The following is a 26619-nucleotide window of genomic DNA, read 5'->3' as shown; positions in this document are numbered from 1 at the left end:
TCAACATTATAGAAATATGGAAGAATATGAATCTAAGAGAAACGCAATTTGTATGGCGACTGAATCCTGAAGAGGAAAAGTATTGGATAACCATCTTATTAATACCTTTTCTTTTGCTTTTTCATAAAATAGGGTAATAGCAACATAAGAGATTGATAGTCTTGTGAAATTATAAATGCTATTCCCATTCCTCTAAGTATTCAGCAGTATCATAATCGTACATTAATTTTGCTTGGTTTGTTAAATACTCAACATATAGGTCAGCACTTACACCAGTCCAAAAAATTTTACCCTCTTCTTTTAAGAATGGTGAATTAATACTTGGATCTAAAACTATAAAAATTCCCTCATTTTCATCTGGGAAATAGTCTTCCCATTTTCTATAATTTGTTTTTCGTTTCCGTTTATCTTTCCCATCATTATTGCCTACGAATTTACCTTGGTAGATAAATAAGTATTCGATAAAGATAATTATATCATTTACTAATTCTTCATTTCTTAACCATTCAAGAGGAACTTCTCTTTCGATACCTAAATGACTGTACCTTACCCATATCTGCATAAAATAAATGTGTTTCATAAATTGATGGTAGACTGGGTTTAACAGCTTCTATGTTGCTCTATGACCATTAAGAAATCTGTTATGTTGGGAGTTAGTAGAGCCTACATAGAAAGTTGTTTCATTGTCTTCTTTAAGTGGTTCTCCTTTTGGTGAAATTGTAATGAAATATAAGGGATTGAATGTTTTATCACAATAATTTCTGTTTTTTAATCTAAATTCCAAATAATCATTGTGTACACTTTTATAAGATTGATTTATTTTTTTTGTGTGTAGGTTATGTAAGTCATCGTAATGTTCTTTGACTAAAAGAGTATAACTAATTATTTTGAATTCAGATTCTTCTTTTTCAATTGATATAGGGAAATCGAAATCTTCTTTAATTTTAATAGCTTTTTCTTTTGTATCCCAATGTTGATTAATCATTTCCTCCTCCTAAAGTAAATAATATTTTATTTTAGTTATATGTTACTATATATTGGTAAACTATTCCCGCCATTTTTGATAAATGAGTTCAAATATTAACAGGAGGAATAATATGAAGGAACAGATAGTGCAAATAGAAAATATGAATTTTATAATAAACAGATTTGGAAAAGACCTTTGGGTTCAAGTATATGGACATCGAAATATGAACGGTGCAGACGGGTTATTTTGGACAGGGTTAGTACCAAGTGAAAAAGTGGAAGATGCACTTAAAACAACTAATTGGGAACATCAGATAGGAAGCATGTCTCCTGGGTTTATTAAATATGGTAATGAAAGTATTGAATATGATAGAATTTCTGGCGATATGTATGAACCTCTACTTTTTTTTAGAGATTTTAGCGGAGTTAAAGACTCATATATTGAGATATCTGAAGAATTTCGTTTACTTAATAACTTATATTATGACTAAAAGGAAAATAAGCATTTCTATATTTCGGATAATGGTGAATTGGATCCTGTTATCAAACAAGAGCATGGTAATGTTTATATAAAGTTAAGTTATTTAAAACGTTTTGCGGCCGTTAAACAAATGGCAATAGCATTGTATTTTGACATTAAGTATACTTCAGCTCAAACACTTGAAGAATTAGAATTAGAACCTGTTTTCGAAGAACATTTTGGATCAGATTGTTGTTTCGATTATAATTGTAAAAATTATAAATCTACAGATATAAAATCCTACTCAATTATCCATGGTAAAAAGATATTATTTGGTGTGAATATAGAGGAGTGTGGTTACTGGCCATATGATAAGGAAAAGGAATATGAAGAATATATTATAGGTGTCGATGAAGATGGAGCGGAAATAAAATACAATTCAGATCCAGATAAATTAAGTAATTATTTTGGAGCAAATCCTGAAGCTCCTCATTATTTAACTCCCGTTTATTTTTCAAAAGATGTTTTGACTAAATATTATTCAAAACCAGAACTCTATGAGGTAAATGATGGACATATTCGGTGTCAGGGTTTATGGCTATTAAATATAGATAATTTGTCTAAAGATTACGTTTCAGTTTATCTTGGAGATTTAGGTCGTGATATTCCTAATAAAGAGCAAGTCTATTGGAAAAGTTTTAATATAGTTCCAGATGGAATATTAAGTGAAACTAAATTTAAGAGAGATTTCCTCGCTCAATTTGCTGATCCTGAGGTAGCTGATCTGAGGTTTAAACAACTTTTAATATGTTTAAAAATAAGTGGATTAAAAAATTTGATTGGGAATTATTCCTGGAACTATCAGAGAAAGATAGATATAACTTCGAGCATTTGAGAATACCAGTTTCTAAATCCCAAGTTGAATTCGACGGATTAGTTTTGTCCCTCGTAAAAACTTTAATAGATCCCTTAAATGAGAAAGCATTAAATAAAGTGATTAGTAATAAAGATGATTTGAAAGGAAGTATATCTTTAATTGAAAGATTTTTTGAAGAGCAAAAAATAAGTCAATATGAACAACATATTCAATTTTTGAGAAATTTGCAAAGTTTAAGATCTACGGGTTCAGGTCATCGAAAAGGGAAAAGTTACGAGAAAGCATCAGAAAAGTTTGGATTAGAAGATAATAATTTTATTGAAGTTTTCGAAAGAATACTTAAAGATGCCATTTCATTTATTTATTGAATTTTTAGAGGAGAATTTTTTAAAAAGTTCTCATTAAGCAATAAGGCAGTAATAAATACAAGAAATAAAAAAGAAAGAAATTAGATAAAATAGCGAATATCTTTAGTAAGCATAACAAAATATTGAAAAACTATATTAAAAAATCAGGCCAAATAAGTAGTTTATGTTACTGTTATGTTTATATTTTAAAACATAAACATAACAGTAACAGTATTTTAGATGAATGCTTAATAAAAAACTTGTCTCCGGAAGTAATTTAGTCAATCCATAGTCAAAACCATCGTCAAAATTTTTTAGATTACAATAAGAACCTTATAAACACTGATATTACAGCACTTTTTAGTTAAGGCGGGTTCGACTCCCACCGTCTCCACCATACATAACTGTTTGGTGGTTTTTTTGTTTCATTTGCTTGATAAATAAGGGTTTTGGTGTTTTTTATATTTCAAACAGTGTCAATGAATATCAATCGAACGTAGTCAAAACGTGTTCATGAAAGTTACATTTCAAGATAGCTAGCAAACTTCTGTATAGCCTCTTCTTTAGCTTTCTTCTTAACGTGTGCATAGATGTTCATTGTCGTTTGTACATCACTATGTCCTAAACGATCCTGAACTTCTTTTAAACTAGCACCGCTTCAAATAGCAATGAACAGTGGGTATGACGTAAGCCATGTGTTGTAATGGTACCGAGCTTGTATTTGTACTGTATGTGTAAGATCCATTTACGAGTCTTAGTTGGTTGTAAATACTCATTTTGCTCATTACTAAATACGAGTTGTTTAGGCTGCATTGTATTTAAGCCTAGTACTAAATAGTCTTGCTTCTGCTTTTTCTTCCAGTTCTTCATAATTGCCATCGTCTTATTATCCATTTTAATAGTACGAGCAACACCTGTTTTAGTTGTTTTTACATAAGTGAGTTACTAGAATTATTTCAGTGGAAAACGAGCGAAGAAGCGATTGAAAAGAACTTGGATAACATGAAGGACGAGCTAGCAGATGTATTAATATATGCGATTTTGTTTGCGAATGAGACGCAAATAGATATAGAAAAAGCAATTAATGAAAAAAATAAAGAAAAATAAAGAAAAGTATAATATTGCATCATTTTATGGATCGAACAAAATAATATTTAATATTTTGGAGGGCCCACCATCCTAGCCGTCCATTTTATACTTATTCCATGATGCTCAAAACCCCCAATGCCCTATGACTCTTAAAAAATCCTAGCTCTTCGCATTACATCCTATCTAGTCAATGCTTTCGATAATTAGCAGGGGTCATGCCGTAGAATTTTTTAAATGTACGGTGAAAGTGGGGCATGCTGTTGAAGCCGCTTTCCTTGGCGACGGTTTCGACTGTATCGTTCGTGTGAAGTAGCTGCTCCTTTGCGTATAAAATTTTCTTTGTTGTAATGTATTCAGATATGTTCATGCCGGTCATTTGCTTGAATACACGGCTTAAATGCTCAGGGCTGATTTGTGCGTAAGTTGATAGTGTATATAGGTCGACCGACTGTTTATTGAAGTTACCCTCGATATAATTCAACACGTGTTTTAGCCAAATTGGTAACGCGTTTTCGCCTTCATTTCCTGCAATGGTGTTTTCTAGTTTCGTACGGCTCAAGTATAGAAGCATGCTTTGTAGCTGAATGATCATCGCTTGTGCAGCGCCTAATTTATTTTCGATGCTTTCATTATGCAGCTGCTCTAAATAATTCATGACTACTTCTCTTTGCTGTGGCTCTAAACTATATTTAAAGCTTTTACTTTTCACACATTCCTCAAATATTTGTAATAACGAGAATGGTTCCCAAAAATTGCGATGACTAATTAATAATGGGTCAAAAAATATGGCGGTCGATGTAATCGGATTGTCCTTATCCGGTGTAGCGTGATGAATAATACTACCAGGCAGGATAAATAAATCACCCTCGCTCATGTATTGAATCGATTGGTCAATAAAAAACGTCCCGCTTCCTTTATAGACATACACAATTTCATACCATTCATGAAAGTGATTCGGTAATTCGTTTTGTGGATTTTTTGTATCCTTATACACGATTTCAAACGGAAACAATTTCTCCAATGAGAAAGATTTACGAATTGCTTTTTTGTTCAATGTCAGCACATCCTCATAAGCTTTTATTCTTCTAATAATATCAAAATACAGTATAAATTATCAATTATCATCAATTTTTATTCTTAAAATTGATGATATACTTTTTATGAAACCAAGCAGAGCAACTAGAAGTTAAAGTGACTGAATTTTTAATTTTCATTGTAAAAAAATGAGCTTTAGTTGTAAGCTCGACCAATTTTTCTAGAAATCAGATAAATATATTCACATCGGGAATAGGGAGAGGAACGTACATTATGAAAACGATCATTTGTCAGGAGCCAGGAAAGATCGAGATTATTGAACAAGACAATGTAAATACCGTAAATGCAGGAGAAGTGCTACTTTCTATTAAACGAATTGGTATTTGTGGTACGGATATTCATGCATATGGAGGGAATCAGCCATTTTTCCACTATCCACGTATTTTAGGGCACGAATTAGCAGCCGTCGTAGTAGAAGTTGGCGAAGGGGTTAGTACCGTTCATGCTGGAGATATTGTGACAGTCATTCCGTATATGCATTGTGGAACGTGTATTTCTTGTAAAAACGGAAAAACAAATTGTTGTACGAACATGAAAGTATTAGGAGTGCATATTGATGGGGGAATGACGGAGTTTTTCGTGCTTCCAGCGTCACATGTACTAAAAGTAAATGACCTTTCGTTAGACGAAGCTGCACTTATCGAGCCATTAAGTATTGGTGCACATGCAATTCGTAGGGCAGACGTAAAGCAAGCAGATACGGTGCTTGTCATTGGAGCAGGACCAATTGGCTTAGGGGTAGCGAAATTTGCAAAGCTAAGTGGAACGAAAACGATTGTAATGGATATTAGTGAAGAGCGCTTAAAGTTCTGTCAGGAATGGACAAACTGCGATGCCATTGTTCTATCAAGCGAGAATAACGAGGAAATTTTACGAAATCTCAATGAAGGCAATTTACCGACGATTGTGTTAGATGCGACAGGTAATGCAGCTTCTATGATGGGAGCGTTTAATTATGCTTCGCACGGTGGGAAATTAATTTATGTAGGCTTATTTAAAGGTGAAATTACCTTTAACGACCCTGATTTCCATTCGAAAGAGCTAACGCTAATGGGTAGTCGAAATGCTACATTGGAAGATTTCCAGCATGTCATTCAGTTTATGGAAAATGGAGAAATAGATGCAGAAGCATACATCTCACAAAACCTTTCATTTGAGCAAGCTGTCGAGCATTTTACAAACAAAAATTTTAATAGCAATAAGGCTGTAATTACTTTGGACTAACTTTTGAATGTATAGAAAAGTAAGACATGTTCATGAAATAATTGTCGAGCATTGCTAGAAAAGTCTTTTGAAAGAGTAGTTTCCATTAAAGCCATAGTAGTTCTATTTGCAGCTACTTTTTGTTATTCAAAAAGTAGTAATCTTAATTAACTGCTTATCATTTTGTGATAGTTGGAGGAATTATATTGACAGGACAATACTTGATTATAAATGAAAATGATAATGTATTTATCGCGTTAAAAAACTTTACTGCTGGCGAGCACGTAGAAATCAATAATCGAATGATTGAAGTTACTGAAGATGTACCGTATGGGCACAAAATTGCATTAACACCTATTCATCTTGGAGAAGATGTGAAAAAATTTGGTTTTCCGATAGGACAGGCGAAGAGCGATATTGCTGTAGGGCAATGGGTGCATACACATAATGTTGAAACAAAGCTGAAAGGTGTGCTGGAATATAAATTCACACCTGAAGTAGCGAATGTCGGAGCCAATTGTTTCGCTGAAAGAACGTTTAAAGGCTATGTAAGAGACAACGGTGAAATCGGAATTCGTAATGAGATTTGGATTATTAATACAGTTGGTTGTATCAACAAAATAGCTGAAAATCTTGCAGTAACGGCAAATAAAATCCATCAAAGTTATGTCATCGATGGTGTATATCATTATCCGCATCCATTTGGCTGCTCTCAGCTAGGCGATGATTTAGCGAATACGCAAAAAATTCTTCGGAACCTTGTAAACCATCCGAACGCTGCTGGTGTACTTGTGCTTGGACTCGGCTGTGAAAATAATAATATACAGGCATTTAAGCAAGTGCTAGGCGTATATGATGATAATCGCGTGAAATTTGTAGCGGCTCAAGGAGTTGAGGATGAGATTGAGGCAGGCTTAGAAGCAATAGAGGAGCTTGTCACGTATGCCTCTCAATTCGAGCGTGAAGATGTGCCGATTTCAAAGCTGAAAGTCGGATTGAAATGCGGTGGCTCTGACGGTTTATCAGGAATTACTGCAAATCCACTCCTTGGATCATTTTCAAATAAATTAATTGCAGCGGGTGGTACGACGGTTTTGACGGAGGTACCAGAATTTTTTGGAGCAGAGCAGCTTTTAATGGGACGCGCTGCAAATGAAAAAGTGTTTGATGAAATTGTGAATTTAGTAAACGACTTTAAACAATACTTTATTGGCTACGGTCAGGCTGTATACGAAAATCCTTCTCCAGGAAATAAAGACGGTGGCATTACTACACTAGAGGAAAAATCATTAGGAAATGTGCAAAAAAGTGGCGTTGCACAAGTAGTCGACGTATTGGAATACGGTGGGAGCTTAAAGAAAAACGGCTTAAATCTATTACAAGGACCAGGGAATGACCTAGTTAGTGTGACAAATATGGCTGCAGCGGGCGCACATGTAATTTTATTTACGACAGGAAGAGGGACGCCATTTGGAGGTCCAGTCCCTACTATAAAAATTTCAACAAATAATAGCCTGTATGAGAAAAAGAAAAACTGGATTGATTTTAATGCTGGACAATTAGTAGTAGATAAAAATATGGAAATGTTAACGGAAGAGCTTTTCGACTACATTATTAAGGTTGCTTCAGGTGAAGTGCAAGCAAAAAATGAACAATTTGGCTTTAAAGAAATCGCTATATTTAAAGATGGCGTCATGCTTTAAAAAAAGGGGCGAGACAATGAAACAGCTAAACTTGCAGTCAGTTAATATAAAATCGGAGCTTGTACAATTTCAATACCAAAGGAATTTGCCAGTTAAAATTGTACAGTTTGGTGAGGGAAACTTTTTAAGAGGCTTTGTAGATTGGATGGTCCATGAAATGAATAAGCAAGGGCTGTTTAATGGAAAGATTGTAGCCATTCAGCCAACCCCGCATGGGAAAGTTGTACCAAAACTAGATGTGCAGGATGGGCTCTATACACTTGTGCAACAAGGTATTGACGAGGGTGAAATCGTTGAACATTTTGAGGTTATTTCTTCAATAGACAAATGGGTTAATCCGTATGAAAGTTGGAATGAAGTGCTACAATACGCAGAGTCTGAGGATATTGAGTTTGTGTTCTCAAATACTACAGAAGCAGGTTTGACCTATTATTATGAACCATTTACGCCTGAACAATCTGTATTATCTTTTCCAGGGAAACTGACAGCATTTTTGTATCATCGCTTTCAAGCCTTCAATGGAGATAAAAATAAAGGTGTTACGGTAATCCCTTGTGAACTCATTGAAAATAATGGCGAGGTATTAAAGCGACTAGTGCTAAAAATATCAGATGACTGGGCGTTACCAAATGATTTTAAACAATGGATTTCGAACGATAATAATTTTTGTAACACATTAGTGGATCGTATTATTCCGGGTTACCCAAAAGATACGATAAATGCATTTCAAGAAAAAATAGGCTATAGGGATGAACTCCTTGTAGTAGGTGAGCCGTATCATTTATTTGCCATTGAGGCGACAGAGGAAATCGCAGAAAAATTGCCGTTTCACAAGGCAGGGCTAAATGTGAGGTGGGGTGATATTACGCCATATCGTAATTTAAAGGTTAACATTTTAAATGCACCTCATACAATGATGTTTTCAATTGGTTACTTGTCTGGACTAAATACTGTTTATGAGACCATGAAGGATGAGACATTATATAACTTTATCTACCAATCTATCCATCATGAAATTTTACCGACGATTGATTTTGATGAAAAGACGCTACAAAAATTTACTAGCTCGATTTTAGACCGCTTTAAAAATCCATTCGTCAAGCATTACTTAAGCGATTTAGGGTTAAATGCTGTTTCAAAATTTAAAGCACGAGTGTTACCAATTTTAATGAAATCTATAAAAGAAAATAATCGCATTCCACAAAATATTGCCTTTTCATTCGCTGCTTTAATTGTATATTATCAATCTACAAAAATAGTAGATGCGGAACATTTACTTTGCCGACGTAGTGATGGAGAGGAATACAAAGTGCGTGATTCTAAAGAGGCTATCGCTACATTTTATATGGCATGGAGCAAATATGATGGCACTTCACAAAGCATACATGAAATGATTTCATGCATTTTAGAAAATGAATTGCTATGGGATGAAAATTTAAATGATGTTGAACGATTGACAGAAACGATTGCAAATTATACAGAAAAAATTATCGCAAACGGAGTAGGTAAGGCAATGGGTGAGTTATTCAGGGGAAATAGGCACGTTAACAGCATAAATTTTTAGTAGTGAGAGGTGTAATTATGGATGTCGTAACGTTAGGGGAGACAATGGTTGTTTTTACTCCTGAGGTATCACTATCAATGAGGTATGCAGGAAGTTTTTCTAAACGATTTGGTGGAGCAGAAACGAATGTAGCGATTGGGGTAACCCGTTTAGGTCATAGGGCTGGATGGATTAGTAAAGTGGGACAGGATGACTTTGGAAAAGCAATGGTAGCCTTTGTTCGTGGAGAAGGTGTAGATGTTAGCCAAGTTCAATTTGATGATAAACATCCAACTGGTCTGTATTTCAAAGAAGTGAAAAATGGAAACAACGTCAATGTACAATACTATCGAAAAGATTCAGCAGCGAGTCAGTTGTGTCCAGATGATTTAAATGAACAGTATATAGCGAGTGCTAAGTATTTACATATTACTGGTATTACACCAGCATTAAGTGAATCTTGTAAGAATAGCGTGTTCAATGCAATCGAAATCGCTAAAAAAAATGGGGTTAAGGTGATTTTTGACCCGAATTTGCGTAGAAAGCTTTGGTCGGAGGAAGTAGCAAGAAAAGTGTTAACTGAAATTGCAGCGTTGTCAGACATAATTCTTCCAGGCGTAGACGAAGGGCGGTTTATGTTTGGAGAGGATGATCCCGAAAAGCTAGGCGAGTTATTTCTTCAATTAGGCCCTTCATTAGTAATCATTAAAGTTGGCGCAAAGGGTGCATATTATTTTACAAAAGAACAGTCAGCGTTAGTAAATGGCTTTCAAGTTAATCAAGTAATCGACCCTGTTGGAGCAGGAGATGCTTTTGCAGCTGGCGTGATTTCGGGACTTCTAAATAATTTACCAGTAGATGAAGTGGTGAAAATGGGTAATGCAGTTGGTGCTTTAGCTACAATGACGTTAGGTGATTTCGAGGGGTTACCTGAAAAAACAGAATTAGAAAATTTTATGAGTCACACATATAGTGAAGATATTCAAAGATAACCGTTTTTATTAATTTCCAATAGCTGGAATTTGGAGGCGTGCAATGAACTTATTAGAACAAATCACCGAAAATGGTGTTGTAGCAGTTATTCGTGGAGCTACAGAAAATAATATTATTCAAATTACAAAGGCATTACATGCAGGTGGAATCAAAGGAATTGAAATTACAGTTGAAACTCCAAAGGTATTATCTTTAATTGAAAAGGTAGCAGCTGAAATGGGGGATAAGGTGATTGTAGGTGCAGGAACGGTACTAGATCCAGAAACAGCAAGAGCAGCAATAATGGCAGGCTCGAAATTTATCTTTTCTCCTACAGTAAATCCTGAAACGATTAAAATGACGAAGCGATATGGTGTAATAAGTGTACCAGGTGCATTAACGCCTACTGAAATTTTAACGGGATATGAACATGGCGCGGACATTATAAAAGTTTTCCCTGCTAATATAGTCGGACCAGGGTATATAAAGGATATCCATGGACCGTTACCACATATTCCACTGATGCCAACAGGTGGAATCGACATTAATAACATCGGCTATTATATAAAAGCGGGTGCTGTTGCAGCTGGCGTAGGAAGTACATTAGTAAATACAAAAAAAGAAGTGAATGAAGAATTTTGTAGAGCTTTGACGGAAAAGTCTGAGCTTTTTGTACAAGCAGTATTAAATGCAAGGCAAATATTATAAAAAATATAACTTTAAACTAAGTAGTTAACTGGAGCGCTCAGTTAACTACTTTTATTATTTCAATCATTTGGATCTAACTTGCTGTCTATAGTAGATAAATGCAAACGCTACTTCCTAACATCTATTCAAAATATTCAGTTGCATATCAATTATAGAAAATTATATAATTCAAGTAACTAGCGATGTTACCGATAACATGGTGTATCGAAAATAAACAAACATTATTTAGATTAAGAATTAGAAAGGTTAGGTGCATATATGGTTACAATATATGACATAGCAAAAAAAGCTAATGTATCTCCTATGACCGTCTCAAGAGTAATTAATAAGTCAGCGAATATTAGTGATAAGACACGTGAAAAGGTTGAAGCAATCATCAAAGAGTTAAATTATCATCCAAATAACTCGGCCCGTACGTTAGTATCTAAAAAATCCAAAACAATTACATTAATCATAACCGATGTAACCAATCCATTTTTTACAATCGTAGCGCGTGGTGCAGAGGATAAAGCGTTACAAGCAGGTTATCAATTAATTCTTTGTAACACGGATGAAAATAATGAAAAAGAATCAAAATATATCGATATGTTAATATCAACAGGCTCTGCAGGAGCATTAATTGCACCAGCGAATGACAATTCTACAAGAAAAATAAAAAGTCTTATAAAATATGACATTCCTATAGTATTAATCGATCGAACAATTAAAAATAATACTGTATTTGACCAAGTAGTAAGTGATAATGATACAAGCTCTAGAAAACTAATCGAACATTTAATCGAAAAGGGTCATAGAAAAATAGCGATAATCAATGGTCCTTTAACTATTTCTACTGCTCGAGAAAGACAGGAAGGATATTTAAGCACATTAAAACTGCATGGCATTGAAAAACATGAAAAGTATTTGTTTGAAAGTAATTTTCAATACAATGATATTTCGAAAATTGTTTCGAAAATTTTAAAGTTCCCTATTGAAGAAAGACCTACCGCAATTTTTGCCACAAATAACTTTCTTGCACTGAGTACAATAAAAGCGCTCAAGAAAAAAAATATTAAAGTACCAGATGATATAGCGATTATTTCATATGATGATGTACCGTCATATACTGAAGATGAACCATTTTTATCAGTAGCAAGACAGCCTGCTTATAATTTTGGCTATATCGGAATGCAACTATTAATCGAACGAATTGAAGAGGTGGCACCGAAAGAACCACGTAAAATTGTTCTTCCATCCGAACTTTACTTTAACTCATCATCAGATAAAAATTTATAGTGAAATAATTTTAGGAAATCGAAAAATCTATCTCAGAGATATTATTTGAGGTAGATTTTTTTGTTTAATTTAAAAAAATCAAAATATTCAAAAAAATGTGTTGAAATGTGAATGTTGAGGTGTTATATTTTTGTTACCGATAACAAAATATAACTGTAGTTTATAATTACTTAAACTATATTTTTTCGGGAAATGTAATACTCTTACATGATTCGTATGTTTTGAGTGAATGTAATAAGAATTTTAAATTTCTTAAATGAAATCACACAATTTATAAATTCTGAGAGTTAAAGGAGGGCGCATATGAAAATAGATGCACATCAGCATTTTTGGCTTTACAACGAACAGGAATATGGGTGGATTAATGATGATATGGAAAACATCAGAAGAGATTTTACGCCAGAGCACTTACAACCAATATTAATTAATCACGGATATGACGGAACGATTATAGTGCAAGCTAGACAAACGATTGAAGAAACGAATTGGATTTTGGAACTAGCAGAAAAAAATGAATTCGTAAAAGGTATTGTAGGATGGGTAGACTTATGCGCACCTAACGTGGAGGAACAATTGGAAGATTATGCTGCAAATCCACTGTTGAAGGGTGTCCGACATGTCTTACAGGATGAAGAAGATAGCTTTATGTTATCCGAACGTTTCTTACATGGTATTAGTAGATTGGAAAAATATAATCTGACGTACGACATTTTAATCAGCTACAAGCAGTTACCGGCCGCAATCAAACTTGTTGAGAAACTTCCAAATCAAAAATTCGTTCTTGATCATATTGCAAAACCAGATATTAAAAATTCAAATTTTCACGAATGGAAAGAAAACATAGAACGCTTATCAATGAATAAAAATGTATATTGTAAGCTTTCTGGAATGGTCACAGAGGCAGATTGGCTGCATTGTGAACAAAAAGATTTTGAGCCTTTCCTAGAAATAGTAATAAATGCGTTCGGAGTAGATAGAGTGATGATTGGCTCTGACTGGCCGGTTTGTACCGTTAGTAAAAAGTATTCTGAAGTGATGAATATTGTAGAAAACTACATAGATTCCTTTAGTAAAGAGGCGCAAAAGAAAATATTAGGTGTTAATTGCATGGAATTTTATCAAATCAAAGATTAATGAAGGGGTGGATAAATTGGAATATAGGGAAATTGGCAAGACAGGATTAAAAGTATCATCCTTAAGCTTCGGAGGATCATCTCTAGGCTCTGTTTTTCGGGGTATTGATGAGCAAGAAGGCATTCGTACTGTGACTGAAGCGGTAGAAAACGGTATTAATTACATCGATGTTTCTCCTTATTATGGTATAACGAAGGCGGAAACGGTGTTAGGTAAAGCGATAAAAGATATAAATAGAGATCGTTTTTTCCTTTCCACAAAGGTAGGGCGTTATGGAGAAAATGAATTTGATTTTTCAAAAGAGAAAATTTTCAGCAGTGTAGAGGAAAGCTTGAACCGTTTACAAACGGATTATATCGATATTTTATATTTACATGATATTGAATTTGGATCGTATAACCAAATTGTTGAAGAAAGTATACCAGCGTTAAATGAGCTTAAAAAACAAGGGAAGATAAGATTTACTGGTATTAGTGGTCTGCCATTAAAGGCTTTCGAGGATGTGCTTGAAAAACAATATGTAGATGCAGTTTTATCGTACTGTCATTATTCATTAAACGATCAATCCCTTGTTGATTTTGTTCCGTATCTTGACAATAAAAATGTTGGGCTTGTTAGTGCGTCACCATTATCAATGGGATTGCTGACTGGAAGAAAAATACCGGATTGGCATCCTGCGAACGATAAAATTAAAGAAGCTTGTAAAAAGGCAGCGGATTTTTGTCAGGAGCAAGGAGAAGATTTAGCGAAATTGGCTATTCAATTTTCTGTTGAAAACGCTAAAATTCCAACTACATTAGTTAGCACAGGGAGTGTAGAAAATATAAAGAAAAATATTTCGTGGGTTGAACAGCCAATTAACCATGAATTACTAAATCAAGTGCTTCAAATTTTAGATCCTGTTATGAATTTATCGTGGTCAAGTGGAAATTATAAAGAATTAGTTAAGTGAGAAATCAATTGCGTATTATATCGCTAATGGCATCACTAACTATTTTATTGACAATTTTTTACGTTTTTAGTATATTTTATTTCAATAATGTTATCAGTAACATATTTGTAACTCTTAATTATAACAATGCTAGCGGGGATTGGGAGGGATGATTTTGGAAGATGCCACACTTTTATTAGCAAAGGGAATTGGGAAATCCTACCCAGGTGTTAAAGCACTTAATAATGTAAATCTTAACCTTAGAAAAGGTGAGGTACATGCAATATTAGGAGAAAATGGAGCAGGAAAATCAACTTTAATGAAAATTATTTCAGGGGCGATTCCTTGTGATGTAGGAGAACTACTTTATAAAGGGCAGCCATTGAAAGTTTCGCATCCAAAGCAAGCACAAGAGCTAGGAATTAGCATTGTGTATCAAGAGTTCAATTTATTACCTGAGCTTACGGTTGCTGAGAACATTTATATTAACAGAGAGCCTCGTTCGAAATTTAATAAACTTTTAATTAACGATAGTAAGCTGAATCAAGATGCACAAGAGGTTTTGGATAGATTAAACTCTCCAATTAATCCAAAAGAAAAAGTTGCAAATTTAAGCGTAGCAGAGCAACAAATGGTGGAAATCGCAAAAGCGCTATCATTTAATTGTGAGCTACTCATTATGGATGAACCAACTGCAGCGTTAACGGATTCTGAGATTGATATTTTGTTTGAAATCGTAAATAAGTTAAAGAAAGATGGCGTTGCTGTAGCGTTTATTTCACATAGGATGGAAGAACTACATTTAATTGTTGACCGCGTGACAATACTGCGAGATGGAGAGTTTGTTTCGGAATATTTATTCAAAGATAAAAGTCTTGATGAATTAATTCAAGATATGGTTGGTCGACAATTGACTTCAAAATATCCAGAAAAGCCAAATTACCAAAAGGCAGAACAAGTATTAGAAGTTAAAAACTTAAATCGTAATGGGATATTGCATAATATTAATTTCGCTGCACATAAAGGTGAAATATTAGGCATTGCAGGATTAATGGGCTCGGGAAGAACAGAGCTAGCGAGAGCAGTTTTTGGTGCAGATAAAATTGATTCAGGTGAAATATTTATAGCTGATGAAGTAGTGAAAATTAAGTCACCAGAACAAGCGATTAGATTAGGTATCGGTTATATAACTGAAGACCGTAAAAAAAATGGTCTAGCACTTTCTTTGAATATTAAAGAAAATGTAATTTTATCGAGCCATAACGATTTTAGTAATGTTTTTGGATTTATGAAACAAAGACAAGTGATAAATATTACAGATAAATATATTGATGATTTAAAAATTAAAACATTCGGATCTGAGCAGCTGACAGGAAATTTAAGTGGTGGTAACCAACAGAAGGTAGTTCTAGCAAAATGGCTATGTAAGCATACGAAGATTTTAATTTTTGATGAGCCTACTAGGGGTATTGACATCGGTGCTAAATATGAAATCTATCAATTAATGTACGAGCTTGTTGAAAACGGTATTACAATTATTATGATTTCTTCCGAGCTACCAGAAGTGTTAGGGATGAGTGATCGAATTTTAGTCATGAAAGAAGGAAGAATAGCAGGAGAGCTATTAAGAGATGAGGCAACTCAAGAAAAAATTATAAAATATGCAATAAATTAAAGGAGTGTGTACCTTGGCTATAGAGAATGTAGTGAAAGATAAAAATAGTATCGAATTATCTAGTAATAAAAAGAAGTTAGGTATTTCCACTATATTCAACAAGTTTGGAGCATTGATTGGTTTAATTTTTTTAGGTGTTTTCTTCTCAGTTGCAACGGAAAATTTCTTTTCTGTTAATAACTTTCTAACTATTGCACTTCAAACATCGATCATTGCAATAGTTGCATTTGGACAAACATTCGCAATTATTAAAGCTGGTATCGATTTATCTGTAGGCTCGATTGTTGGTCTAACAGGAGTTGTTACAGCACAATTGATGGTTGCAGGTATGCCGATCTTTTTATCGCTAATTCTAGGATTATTAATCGGTGTAATCGCTGGTTTAATAAATGGTTTTGTAATCGCTTACGGGAATTTGCCTCCGTTTATTGCGACATTAGGGATGATGGGTATTGCTCGTGGGGCTGCGTTTTTACTTTCAGAAGGTAAACCGGTTTCGGGCTTACCTAGAGAATTTGGTTTCCTTGGTAGCGGTACAATTTTAAATATTCCGGTTCCAGTAATTATTATGGTCATCGTCGCGATTATTTCTGTTTTAATTTTATCTAAAACGAGATTTGGTAGAAGAGTTTACGCAATTGGTAGTAATGAAAGCGCTGCATATTTATCTGGTATTAATGTAAAAAGAACTAAGATATTAATTTATGGATTATGTGGATTATTTGCGGGTCTTGCAGGGATTATTTTAACTTCTCGTTTAATTTCTGCGCAACCTAGTGCAGGTACTAGTTATGAATTAGATGCAATTGCTGCTGTAGTTATTGGTGGCGCAAGTACAATGGGGGGGATTGGAACAATTGGAGGAACGGTTATAGGGGCCTTAGTTATGGGCGTTTTACGAAACGGTTTAAACATAATGAATGTTTCTCCATTTTGGCAGCAAATTGCAATTGGTATGGTAATAATTGCAGCAGTTTATGTTGACAATTTACGCCGAAAAAAATCTTAATTTATTAAAAGGGGACGGTTTTGATGAAAAAGAAAAGTTTGTTAGTAGCGGTTTTAATGGCTTTCGTTTTAATGCTTACAGCTTGTAATAAGGATGATGCCTCTGGTGGTGTGAAAACAGGGGATGCTTCTGGAAAAGACCAATACAAAATTGTTGTTATTGCAAAATCAAATAACTCAGAGTTTTGGCAAACAGTAAATGCTGGTGCTGAAGAAGCTGCAAAAGAAGAAAATGTGAACGTTACTTTCCAAGCAAGACCAGATGAAACAGATATTGCTGGACAAGTAAGTATTGTTGAAGATGCAATTAACCAAGGGGTGGATGCGATTGTATTAGCACCTTCAGATGTAGACGCATTAATTGCAGTAGTAGATAAAGCAGATGCTGCTGGAATTCCAGTAATTACGATTGACTCAAAATTAAATTCTGATACACCAAAGTCACATGTAGCAACGGATAATGAAGCAGCAGCAGTATTAGCAGCAGAAAATTTAGCAAAAGCAATTGGTGAAGAAGGTAAAGTAGCGATTGTTAGTTTCGTAGCAGGTGCTTCAACTGCAGTTGCACGTGAACAAGGATTTATTAGTAAAATCAAAGAATATCCAAATATTGAGATTATTAATACTTTCTATAGTGATGCAGATCGAAATAAAGCGATGACAATCACGCAAGATATTTTAACTTCAACTCCTGATATTAAAGGTATTTTTGGAACAAATGAACCATCAGCTGTAGGTGTTTCTTTAGCGGTAGAACAAACTGGATTTCAAGATAAAGTAACAGTTGTTGGATTCGATAGCTCAGAAGATGAAATTTATGCGATTAATAACGGTTCAATGGTTGGTACTGTAGTACAAAATCCATTTAACATGGGTTACTCAGGTGTTAAACAAGCAGTGAAAGTAATTAAAGGTGAAGAAGTTGAAAAGGTTATTGATACAGGTGTAACTTACGTAAACAAAGAGAACCTTGAAAGTGAAGAAGTTCAAAAACTTTTAAATCCACTAGGTAAGTAAGCAATTAATTATAGAACGAGAGGATATAACCCTTTCGTTCTATATTTTTAAATGCTACTTTTATTCATTTAAATGTAGAAGATTTTGGAGGGACTTATGAAACGTTGGAGCCATATAAGAGTATCAACTTGGGACGAGGTTGTAGAAAAAGGTATGGACGGTTGGGAGTTAATTGGCACAATTGAGCATCAAAGTGTTGGAACATATATGCTAAAAAAACCACTACCTAGTATTAGAGAAGAAATTACTAACGCTCAAACAACAAAGGCACTTACTAAAAGGGGGTAACTTATATGTTAAAACAAGGAATTTTAAACCCAACCTTAAATCGTATTTTATCGGAAACAGGCCATACTGAACTTCTAACATTATGTGATAAAGGCTTTCCGGTTCCTACTGGTCCAGAAAGGCTAGATCTTGCTTTAGTAGACGACATCCCTAAAATGATGGATGTACTGAAAGTAGTTAGTGAACAGTTTATAATTGATCGAATCTTTATTGCAGAGGAAATGAAAAATGTTAGTCAAGAATATCATGATTTTTTAATAAAGGAATTTTCGGACTATCAATTCGAATATGTAAGTCATTTATATTTTAAAGAAATTGCGACAGAATCCCGAGCTGTAATAAGAACAGGTGAGACGATTCCGTATAGCAATATGATTATTGTATCTGGCTAATGATGTAATGAACTAATATCATATATTCTATTTAGTTTACTAATCGGAATAATATACAGAAATAAAAAAGTGTTGTTTATGGGTGAGAAAGTATTCATTCGTTATGAGACTAGTTGTTTAATAAGATGTAGAGAGACAAGAGCATTGCATTAACTAAATAAGTAGACATTCATGATTTTTTAATTATGAATGCTTTTTTTATTCATCTGTTAAGCGATAATTCAATGGAAAGATGGAGTGGCTTTTAAATTTTATTTCGAGACCAATGATTATTTAAATAGTATTGCCCATATTTTTCGTATTATTTTTAACAATGTTTAAACAATCCGTTGATTCGAGAAATAAGTTTGATGTAACTATATGGCTAGATCTTGCTTTTGCGTCAATACTTATTTTGATTACTGAGGCAAATAATGCGTTAGTATCTGGGAAGTTAAAATCGGAGTGTTGTGCTTAGTGTTTGTATATTTTTATGTCGATAATCTTTCAGTAATTTAATCAGCAAAGGTTAGTGTTTAATTGTTGTGGGTAAAGAAAGAATATTCAGACTTATGATTATACTAAGTGGGTTAGGGATATTACTTACTTATGAGGATGTATAATGAAACATCTGGTTGTAATTGAGGGGTTTGATATTATTACAATAAAAGAAGCGGGTGAAGAATGCCTAACACATCAGGAAGCAGATGAATTAGCTGAGTATGTTATATCTAAGGAACTAGATAATGATAATATTATCATTAATCGAAGTGAAGTAAGGTTTATTAATTATGTTGGCTTCATTCGACTATCTAGTTGTTCAATTGAAATCTTACCCAAAGTACATGGTAATAATTTGGAACACTCCCGTAAAGTTTTAATAAATTTGTTAAATTGTACAGGCTTCTTAAAAATTAATGAGTCAGAGATAAGTGAATTATCTCTGCTAAGAGAAAACCTTTTAGAAATTATCGGGTATCTCTTTATTAAAAGATTAAATAAGGAAGTTAAGAAGGGCTTATATCAAACTTATGTAGTAGAAAATGATCATCTCCATCGTATTAAGGGGAAGATTGATGTGAAAAAGCAAATTAGAAATAATGCTAGTAGATCAACTGCAGTTGTTTGTGAGTTTGATGAGTTTAAAACCGATAACCCTCTAAATCGAATATTTAAGTTAACTATTTTAAAGCTATTAAGGAATATTAAATCTAATGAAACTCAGCGATTGCTATTGCAGGGTATTGTTCAGTTTGATGAAGTAAGTTCTACTCTCATTACGCCTTATCAAATAAAAAATATACATTTTAATAGGAGTAACCGACGTTTCTATGACAGCTATTTATTGGCAAAATTAATTCTTTTAGAGAGTTCTAGTACATTTCAGAGTGGTCTGTCAAAGAGTTTCTCCATTTTATTTAAAATGAATGAGTTGTTTGAAGAATATACTGCGTATCTAGCAAAAAAAGTTACTTCTGACGTGACGATAAAAGACCGTAGATATCGGTTGTTGGTTAATGAAAAGACTGGTTATAAGAATTTCCAACTAGAGCCTGATTTACTAATTAACAAGAATGGCGATAAGCAGCTTATTATACAAAGTGGAAAAGATATAATCCGAAAAGCAATTCTCACGGAGTACAAAGGAACGATTTATACCAGATGTATGCTTACCTAACAAGATACGATAAGGTTCAAACTGTAGTTTTATTGTATCCATATGACTCTAGTAATAATTTCAAAAGCGGGGAATGTTTGAATTCTTGGCATCTTGATGGAAACTCAAATAAAAGGATAAAGTGCTATACCATTAATTATGAGAATGAGAAAGAAGCCTTGGAAGAAATAAAAGCGATAACAGAAGAAAATCTGATATAGGATGTTTTTAAATGGAGGTGTCATAATGAAATACAAGTTGGATGATGTTGCTACGTCTTTCGAAGATATATATGAACGCTTACCTAGGCAATTAAATGAATTAATTAATGCACCAAAGTATAAAATGAAAAACTTAACTGAAGGTACAATTAAGAAAGTTTTTGGAGAAGACAGCTTACAATAGAAGGAGTTTTCCTTATTAGTAACCATACCCACAATGATGGATTTGAGGAAACAGTTTAATGAGGATTCTTAATGTAAGTAATGAAAAAGAGTCATATTTATTTTACTAAGCGTCCGTTTTGGGTGGCAATTGGAAATGAACATTATAAACGAAGTGTGAATTGGTACACGGCATTTCCTTGTTTTATAATGTACTTACTTCTCGAGGAAACTTCTAACAACCTCTTTTTTCAAACAACTCACCTCAAGTGTATATTTGTTAGTATTATAAACGGTATAAATTTTTTCTATCCCTATCTAAATTATCTCATAAATGTTGTGTTCTTTCAGAATGTTGTTCAAATCCTTTTTCTAACTGGTCAGTGTAAGAGAATTAAACGATTAGTCATAATGATTATTGTAGCAGACCATCTGCTCACCAACTTGCTAACACATTTGCTAACATACTTATTTTTCTGAGCTGAACTTATTTAACTGATTTAATTTGACCCTTTACCAAACCTTGATAAATCAAGCTTTTTCGTACTTATTTAACGTAGTTGCACTAGGTTGATTATACTCAATAAGATTGACAGGGTAGAGGTCGCTGGTTCGAACCCAGTCGGAATCATCATTTCTAGAAGCCGCAAGTCCTTGTGTATCAAGGGTTTGCGGCTTTTTGTTTATTTTCTGACACCTTGATTTTTAGCTGTTTTTTTATGCGTTGCACAGAAATTGCACAAACACTGCACAAAACATCCATTTACATCAATCGTGTCAAGGGTTCCAGCTTGTGTCGTTTTTTCTTTTTTGTCCATTATGTCCAATCGGCCGTTTTTCGCTGCATCTCCTCATTTGTATGTGAATAAATATCGAGCGTGATACTGACTCGTGCATGCCCTAATCGCTCACATACAACCTTTGGGTTCTCACCGGAACGCATTAACATGGTTGCGTGTGTATGACGAAGATTATGAAAAGAATATATGGAACGTCTGCTTTTTCCGTTAAGCTTTTATACATCCTCAGCAAATTCCTTGATTCGATATACGTTCCTTTTTTCGAAGGAAAGACGAGATCCAAAGGATTATCGGTTTGGTGCTGTTTGTGTATGGTCAAAGCTTCTGTGAGGCTGGGAGACAGAAATATAGCTCGTTCTGAATGAGTGGTTTTCACTTCTTTCGGTTTCAGCCCATGCGCTTTTGTTCGTGCTAAAGCTTCAGCAACATGAATCACACCTTTTTCTAAATCAACGTTATTCCAGCGCAAGGCAAGGATTTCACCTCCTCTCATGCCAGTGAACAGTGCCACTAGAAAAAGAGCGAGGCAGTTTCTGCTTCACAAACCTTTAGGAATCCTTTTGCTTCATCCAATGTCCATACTTGCTTGTGTTTCTTATGAATGGATGGCGGAGTGGCATCTTTAGAATTAGACCCATTTCACCGCTTTTTGCAATGCTTTCGATAACAAGTTATGGATTTTCTTTACATAAGCATTTGATCGTCCTTCATTTAACTTTTGAGCATACAATTGGTCAATCATATAGGAGGTTAGTAGAATAAAGTAACCAACCTCTGAATATACAGTACAAAGATAATCCATCTGAATGGGAGAGTTGTACTTGAGAATACTTGTAACTGGTTCAACAGGACAATTAGGATCGGCTTTGTTAAAGCAATTAAAAGGTTTAGATTATCAAGTAAAAATAACTTCGAGAAGAAAACCAGAAGGAGTAGACTTTACATGGGTTTACAGCGATTTATTATCTGGCGAAGGTTTAGAAGAAGCGGTAAAAGATGTTGATGTAATTATTCACGCAGCAACTAGTCCGATAAAAAATTCTAAAAGCATTGAGGTTGATGGGTTTGAAAAACTTTTAAGCAAGTTGCATCACATAAAACTTTTTATTTATCCATCAATTGTAGGTATTGAGGAAATCCCCTTCAAATATTATAAACTTAAATACAAAGCAGAAGAATTATTAAAAAATAGTTCTGTACCTTATACAATTGCTCGTGCAACTCAGTTTCATAGCTTTGTTGAGAATTTATTCTTATCAAAACCTTTCTTTAAAAGATATATAGTCCCTAGAAAGATTAAATTTCAAAGCGTGGATGTCAATGAATTCGCTAGACATTTAATCGATTTAGTTAATAAAGGCCCACAAGGAAAATTAGATGATTTCTGTGGTCCAGAGATAAGGACATTAAGAGAAATGGCGGAGTTAAAAATTAAGGTTAACAATGAAACCAATGATGTTTTAGGTATTCCTTTTTCAGGAAAACTATACAATTCTTTGATTGAAGGGAAAAATACAAATCCTATGCAAAAGAAAGGGATGATTACTTATGAGGACTATCTAAGGAATAAGCTGAATTAAATTTACTGAGTGAATTTATCAATAAGGTATCAAGTAAACAGCATTTTTTGAAAGGAATTGATGATATCGAACGATTTGATAATTACAGGAGGTTAAACAGTTGAAAGCAGCAATTTATAGTTCTTATGGTTCCCCTGAAGTAATGGAGATTAGGTATGTTGAGAAACCGTTCATCAAAGATCAAGATAGGGGATTAATTAAAGTGGTCTCCGCCTCTGTAAATAAATATGACACTCTATATCGAAAAGGTTATTTGCCAACAAGAATGGAGAATGGTCTTATAAAACAAAAACGCAAATTCTAGGAATAGAAATCGCAGGTACCGTTGAAGCTGTGGAAAAAAATGTATAAAAGTTTAAAATTGGCGATCGTGTTTTTGGAAGTTGCGTCGGTTCCCATGCTGAATATGTCTGCCCAAAAGAAAATGTTCTAACATTTATGCCAAATAATGCAACGTTTGAAGAGGCAGCCGCAATACCATGCGCTGCACAGACCGCTCTACAAGCATTACGGGATGTAGGGAAGCTAAAAGCAGGCGATAAGGTTTTAATCTATGGTGCATCGGGTGGAGTGGGGCATTTTGCTGTTCAGCTTGCTGTGGATTTTGGCGCTGAAGTAACCGCAGTTTGTAGTACGTCTTATATCCAGGAAGATTTCGCTCACAACGGAAAAAATACGATGTCATTCATTACACCAACCAAAACGGCTGTCTCCGAACCATTCACCACGGCCATATACCAATCTCCTGATAGTAACGGCTGATATAATAGTACAGCAATAACTGCACTTGCGGCGGCAATAATATAAAATATACCGATAAAGAGGAATAAAAAAATATCGATTCCACTTTAATAGGAATCGGATCAATTTAATTAAACCCATCAGCACCAATGTGTTGCCACATACATTCTACACATTGTGAAGCGTTCGCTTGGTTAGAATTGGTTTAATAGTGAAATAAAATAAAAAGTAGAATGTTTAGAAGTTTTGGTATCGCATTTCTAATTTATTTATGGTGGAGCAAGCACTCATTATAAAGTAATCACCACTTTACCTTGAGCGTGACCTTCTTGAAAATATTTGTATGCTTCCGTTATTTCACTTAACTTAAATCGTTTATCAATTATTGGTTTTACTTTTCCCATTTCAAGTAACTCTTTTATATCATTTAAGTCTTTTTGATTTGCTCTTTGTAACAGGCTACTTATTTTCTTGCTTCCAGTCAATGAAATAAAAGGTCCAAGAAATAATGTTTGATAAAGTTGAGACTCCGAACCTCCTACGTGAACAAATTTCCCATTTAGTTTTAGTACACGTTTATAAGCTGCAAGGGAATTAGAACCATTCACGCCTAGAACCAAATCATAACATTCCTTATCTTGTGCGAAATACTCTTCTGTATAATCAATGATATGATCTGCTCCTAGAGAACGCAATATTTCAACGTTTCGTGTACTACATACGCCCGTTACTTCAGCACCGAATGATTTTGCAATTTGTACCGCAAAAGTACCAACGCCTCCAGATGCGCCATAGATTAATACTTTATGCCCCGATTTAATTCCACCTTTATTACGTAGTCCTTGTAAAGCAGTCACGCCTGCCATAGGAGTCGCTGCAGCTTCTTCAAAGGAGATATTGGTTGGCTTTTTGGCTAAAGCAAATTCGGGGACCGTTACATATTCAGCAAAACCACCCCAGCCACAACCAGAGAGGTCACCAAATACTTCATCACCTACTTTAAATAGTTTAACTTTTTCCCCAACAGCTTCAACTGTACCAGCTATGTCACCTCCTGGAATTGAGTATTTTGGTTTTGTTAGTCCAAAGGCAAAACGGGCTAAAAAGGGTTTACCTTTCAAAAGAACTAAGTTGCCAAAGTTTAAAGATGCTGAATGAACCTTAACTAATACTTGATTCTCGGTAGGAAAAGGTTTTTTTACCTCCTTTAATTCAAGTACATCGGGCGAACCATATTTATCACAAACTATCGCCTTCATAAAAATCCCCTCCAAATGCTAATATCTTTGATTAAATTTAATAATAACAAGGTGATAAAAACCGTTCATTAACTTAAGTTAATTTCTAGATACTTTATAAATTTTTTTAGCTGGTATCACAAAGGTTAAGTGTGATATATGGTTCAATGATATTTGGTGATTCAGTCTTCGGGCTAGTTGCTACTTTGAAGCAGGATGATTACGGATGAAATCTATTTTATAATTTTTTTTTAATTCGTTTTTTTATTCTACTTAACGACTCAGGAGTAATTCCAAGATAGCTAGCTAATTGATGTTGTGGTACACGGTCAATTAACTCGGGGCGTTTCCTTAAAACAGATTCGTATCGTTCTTCTGGAGAAGAACCAATAAATTCACCGAATTGTTCTTGTATTTCACCAATGTTTATTTCCATCATTTTGCGTATCATTATTTCAAGTTGTGGGTATTTGTTAAACATCGTATTTTCAGAATCAACATCACCAACAACTAATATGCAATCTTCAACACACACTAATGAATACTTAGATAAGTCATCTTGAGTCTTTTCGTTGATAATTGGAATAGCTTGATCTTCAGTGAAAAAATTTGATGTTACTTCTTTACCTGATTCATCTATAAAAAACTGCCTAACACACCCCATTAATACGAAATAACATTTAATGGCGGAAAGTTCTCCTTGTCTAAGAAGATATTGTCCTTTTTTATATTCATCAATTCGTAAACTTTCAGAGATTGCCCGCTGTTCATCTTCGCTGATTAAAGTAAAGTCAGACATATATTTTAAGAGTATATCAATCATATATTCTCTCCCTCTCTAATTGAAGCAATTTAAATGTATCTTAATCATTTCAACACCTTTATTAGATAGAAACAATAGAAATAGCGTCTCTTTTACTATTCAACTAAAGGGATACTTAAGTAAAGAAAGGATTTATAATAAAACATATAAAAATTAATCTAATAACATTCCAAAAGAAAAATTTAGGCATACTAAAAAGGGCCAGGTTCTACGATTGTAGGACCTAGCCAATTACTTAAATCCTCAAGCATCAATGTGTTGCCACATACAGTCGGCACATATGGTATGTGGCAACATAGTATACACATAAAATACTTTTTATGTTGTGAAAGTTTAAGGGTAAAATGATTCTGATTCTTATTTTGAATAGAATAATGTGATGTTCAACAATCGGGCGCAATTCCTAAAAAGGGGTTATGCTTTCTTCAGCTAAAGGGCCAGATTGTTGAATAACATTCTTTTGTGAAAGGTAACCAAATGACGCTATGTTAACTTAAAAGGCACTAAATGTTAGGATGATTAGATACTTTTGCAAGATATTTGCTTTGTTCACAATTTGTTGCCCTTTAGTAAACTAAAGAATATTTAGTTTTCAATACGATGTGACGATGAGGAACATCAAATAATAATTCTTGTAGTTTTTTCAGACCAATCATCTGTGTACTGCTTTCCACACTTATGAAAATAACGGCTTTTACAAGTAAAGCAACCAAATACGGTTCACTGAACAGTTAT

The 26619-nt window shown here is 34.1% G+C and carries 28 protein-coding genes and 3 pseudogenes; 22 read left to right on the top strand and 9 right to left on the bottom strand.

Translation table 11 applies throughout. The annotated features are described in order from the left end of the window. Positions 1-178 precede the first annotated feature (178 nt). Together ACIQXH_RS08220 and ACIQXH_RS08215 are read right to left on the bottom strand one after the other, a co-directional pair. Entirely contained in the window at positions 179-562 is a 384-nt protein-coding gene (locus ACIQXH_RS08220; RefSeq protein WP_403123033.1) for a hypothetical protein, read from the bottom strand. A 48-nt stretch (positions 563-610) separates the two neighbouring features. Next, positions 611-985, bottom strand: a complete 375-nt coding sequence (locus ACIQXH_RS08215; protein WP_403123031.1) for a hypothetical protein — start codon at positions 983-985, stop codon at positions 611-613. Between the two features lie 112 nt (positions 986-1097). Here ACIQXH_RS08215 and ACIQXH_RS08210 point away from each other — a divergent pair, with 112 nt between their 5' ends. The 3 genes from ACIQXH_RS08210 to ACIQXH_RS08200 all read left to right on the top strand — a co-directional run bounded on the left by ACIQXH_RS08210 (position 1098) and on the right by ACIQXH_RS08200 (position 2671). After that, entirely contained in the window at positions 1098-1457 is a 360-nt protein-coding gene (locus tag ACIQXH_RS08210; protein WP_403123028.1) for a hypothetical protein, read from the top strand. A 39-nt stretch (positions 1458-1496) separates the two neighbouring features. Further along, positions 1497-2321, top strand: a complete 825-nt coding sequence (locus ACIQXH_RS08205; protein ID WP_403123025.1) for a hypothetical protein — start codon at positions 1497-1499, stop codon at positions 2319-2321. Between the two features lie 98 nt (positions 2322-2419). Next, a complete protein-coding gene (locus ACIQXH_RS08200; RefSeq protein ID WP_403123022.1) occupies positions 2420-2671 on the top strand; it encodes a hypothetical protein in 252 nt (83 codons plus the stop codon). Positions 2672-3170: 499 nt separating this feature from the next. On the opposite strand, the pseudogene ACIQXH_RS20445 reads toward ACIQXH_RS08200, so the two are convergent. After that, positions 3171-3586, bottom strand: a pseudogene (locus tag ACIQXH_RS20445) (tyrosine-type recombinase/integrase); the annotation flags it as partial. Here ACIQXH_RS20445 and ACIQXH_RS08190 point away from each other — a divergent pair. After that, positions 3491-3757, top strand: a complete 267-nt coding sequence (locus ACIQXH_RS08190; RefSeq protein WP_403123018.1) for a MazG-like family protein — start codon at positions 3491-3493, stop codon at positions 3755-3757. The pseudogene ACIQXH_RS20445 and the gene ACIQXH_RS08190 overlap by 96 nt on opposite strands. A gap of 169 nt (positions 3758-3926) precedes the next feature. Here ACIQXH_RS08190 and ACIQXH_RS08185 read toward each other — a convergent pair whose 3' ends face one another. Next, positions 3927-4793, bottom strand: a complete 867-nt coding sequence (locus ACIQXH_RS08185) for an AraC family transcriptional regulator (RefSeq protein WP_403123015.1) — start codon at positions 4791-4793, stop codon at positions 3927-3929. A gap of 254 nt (positions 4794-5047) precedes the next feature. Here ACIQXH_RS08185 and ACIQXH_RS08180 point away from each other — a divergent pair, with 254 nt between their 5' ends. From ACIQXH_RS08180 to ACIQXH_RS08110, 15 genes and pseudogenes are all read left to right on the top strand, one after another. Next, positions 5048-6058, top strand: a complete 1011-nt coding sequence (locus ACIQXH_RS08180; RefSeq protein ID WP_403123013.1) for a zinc-binding alcohol dehydrogenase family protein — start codon at positions 5048-5050, stop codon at positions 6056-6058. Between the two features lie 185 nt (positions 6059-6243). Then, entirely contained in the window at positions 6244-7740 is a 1497-nt protein-coding gene (locus tag ACIQXH_RS08175) for a UxaA family hydrolase (protein ID WP_403123011.1), read from the top strand. A 16-nt stretch (positions 7741-7756) separates the two neighbouring features. Then, the gene (locus tag ACIQXH_RS08170; protein WP_403123008.1) at positions 7757-9304 is read left to right on the top strand and encodes a tagaturonate reductase; all 1548 of its coding nucleotides are present in this window, start codon (positions 7757-7759) and stop codon (positions 9302-9304) included. Between the two features lie 17 nt (positions 9305-9321). Then, positions 9322-10275 (top strand): sugar kinase, encoded by a 954-nt coding sequence (locus ACIQXH_RS08165; protein ID WP_403123005.1) that lies wholly within the window; start codon positions 9322-9324, stop codon positions 10273-10275. A 43-nt stretch (positions 10276-10318) separates the two neighbouring features. Continuing rightward, complete coding sequence (locus tag ACIQXH_RS08160) at positions 10319-10963, top strand: bifunctional 4-hydroxy-2-oxoglutarate aldolase/2-dehydro-3-deoxy-phosphogluconate aldolase (protein ID WP_403123001.1); 645 nt, start codon at positions 10319-10321, stop codon at positions 10961-10963. Positions 10964-11221: 258 nt separating this feature from the next. Continuing rightward, positions 11222-12238 (top strand): LacI family DNA-binding transcriptional regulator, encoded by a 1017-nt coding sequence (locus ACIQXH_RS08155; RefSeq protein WP_403122998.1) that lies wholly within the window; start codon positions 11222-11224, stop codon positions 12236-12238. Between the two features lie 303 nt (positions 12239-12541). Then, positions 12542-13372: an amidohydrolase family protein gene (locus ACIQXH_RS08150; RefSeq protein WP_403122995.1), complete on the top strand. Its 831-nt coding sequence runs from the start codon at positions 12542-12544 to the stop codon at positions 13370-13372. A gap of 16 nt (positions 13373-13388) precedes the next feature. Next, the gene (locus tag ACIQXH_RS08145; RefSeq protein ID WP_403122993.1) at positions 13389-14324 is read left to right on the top strand and encodes an aldo/keto reductase; all 936 of its coding nucleotides are present in this window, start codon (positions 13389-13391) and stop codon (positions 14322-14324) included. A gap of 154 nt (positions 14325-14478) precedes the next feature. After that, positions 14479-15978: a sugar ABC transporter ATP-binding protein gene (locus tag ACIQXH_RS08140; RefSeq protein WP_403122990.1), complete on the top strand. Its 1500-nt coding sequence runs from the start codon at positions 14479-14481 to the stop codon at positions 15976-15978. A 13-nt stretch (positions 15979-15991) separates the two neighbouring features. After that, entirely contained in the window at positions 15992-16987 is a 996-nt protein-coding gene (locus ACIQXH_RS08135) for an ABC transporter permease (RefSeq protein WP_403122987.1), read from the top strand. A gap of 23 nt (positions 16988-17010) precedes the next feature. Then, positions 17011-18003: an ABC transporter substrate-binding protein gene (locus ACIQXH_RS08130; protein WP_403122984.1), complete on the top strand. Its 993-nt coding sequence runs from the start codon at positions 17011-17013 to the stop codon at positions 18001-18003. A gap of 96 nt (positions 18004-18099) precedes the next feature. Beyond that, positions 18100-18291, top strand: a complete 192-nt coding sequence (locus ACIQXH_RS08125) for a hypothetical protein (RefSeq protein ID WP_403122981.1) — start codon at positions 18100-18102, stop codon at positions 18289-18291. A gap of 5 nt (positions 18292-18296) precedes the next feature. Then, positions 18297-18683, top strand: a complete 387-nt coding sequence (gene rbsD, locus ACIQXH_RS08120) for a D-ribose pyranase (protein WP_403122979.1) — start codon at positions 18297-18299, stop codon at positions 18681-18683. Positions 18684-19284: 601 nt separating this feature from the next. Continuing rightward, positions 19285-20540: pseudogene (locus tag ACIQXH_RS08115) on the top strand (McrC family protein). Positions 20541-20565: 25 nt separating this feature from the next. Further along, complete coding sequence (locus ACIQXH_RS08110) at positions 20566-20724, top strand: hypothetical protein (protein ID WP_403122976.1); 159 nt, start codon at positions 20566-20568, stop codon at positions 20722-20724. 795 nt (positions 20725-21519) lie between these two features. Here the strand turns inward: ACIQXH_RS08110 and ACIQXH_RS08105 are convergent. Further along, entirely contained in the window at positions 21520-21645 is a 126-nt protein-coding gene (locus ACIQXH_RS08105) for a hypothetical protein (protein ID WP_403122973.1), read from the bottom strand. After that, positions 21645-22013, bottom strand: a complete 369-nt coding sequence (locus ACIQXH_RS08100) for a tyrosine-type recombinase/integrase (RefSeq protein WP_403122970.1) — start codon at positions 22011-22013, stop codon at positions 21645-21647. Before ACIQXH_RS08100 ends, ACIQXH_RS08105 begins: the two co-directional genes overlap by 1 nt. 310 nt (positions 22014-22323) lie before the next feature. On the opposite strand from ACIQXH_RS08100, the gene ACIQXH_RS08095 reads away from it, so the two are divergent. The 3 genes from ACIQXH_RS08095 to ACIQXH_RS08085 all read left to right on the top strand — a co-directional run bounded on the left by ACIQXH_RS08095 (position 22324) and on the right by ACIQXH_RS08085 (position 23844). Then, the gene (locus ACIQXH_RS08095; RefSeq protein WP_403122967.1) at positions 22324-23082 is read left to right on the top strand and encodes an SDR family oxidoreductase; all 759 of its coding nucleotides are present in this window, start codon (positions 22324-22326) and stop codon (positions 23080-23082) included. Positions 23083-23182: 100 nt separating this feature from the next. Beyond that, a complete protein-coding gene (locus ACIQXH_RS08090) occupies positions 23183-23386 on the top strand; it encodes a hypothetical protein (protein WP_403122964.1) in 204 nt (67 codons plus the stop codon). Between the two features lie 134 nt (positions 23387-23520). Continuing rightward, entirely contained in the window at positions 23521-23844 is a 324-nt protein-coding gene (locus ACIQXH_RS08085) for an MDR/zinc-dependent alcohol dehydrogenase-like family protein (protein WP_403122962.1), read from the top strand. Positions 23845-24113: 269 nt separating this feature from the next. Here the strand turns inward: ACIQXH_RS08085 and ACIQXH_RS08080 are convergent, their stop codons facing one another. The 3 genes and pseudogenes from ACIQXH_RS08080 to ACIQXH_RS20440 form a co-directional block, all read right to left on the bottom strand. Continuing rightward, a complete protein-coding gene (locus ACIQXH_RS08080) occupies positions 24114-25082 on the bottom strand; it encodes an NAD(P)-dependent alcohol dehydrogenase (protein ID WP_403122959.1) in 969 nt (322 codons plus the stop codon). Positions 25083-25299: 217 nt separating this feature from the next. After that, positions 25300-25884 (bottom strand): Crp/Fnr family transcriptional regulator, encoded by a 585-nt coding sequence (locus tag ACIQXH_RS08075; protein ID WP_403122956.1) that lies wholly within the window; start codon positions 25882-25884, stop codon positions 25300-25302. 596 nt (positions 25885-26480) lie between these two features. Then, a pseudogene (locus ACIQXH_RS20440) lies at positions 26481-26604 on the bottom strand (transposase zinc-binding domain-containing protein); the annotation flags it as partial. Between the last annotated feature and the right edge of the window lie 15 nt (positions 26605-26619).

The organism is Peribacillus sp. NPDC097225, assembly GCF_044761955.1.
In the GTDB taxonomy this organism is placed as follows: domain Bacteria; phylum Bacillota; class Bacilli; order Bacillales; family DSM-1321; genus Peribacillus.
The sequence above is the reverse complement of the archived record's forward strand: the minus strand, read 5'-3'. Positions and strand labels throughout refer to the sequence as shown.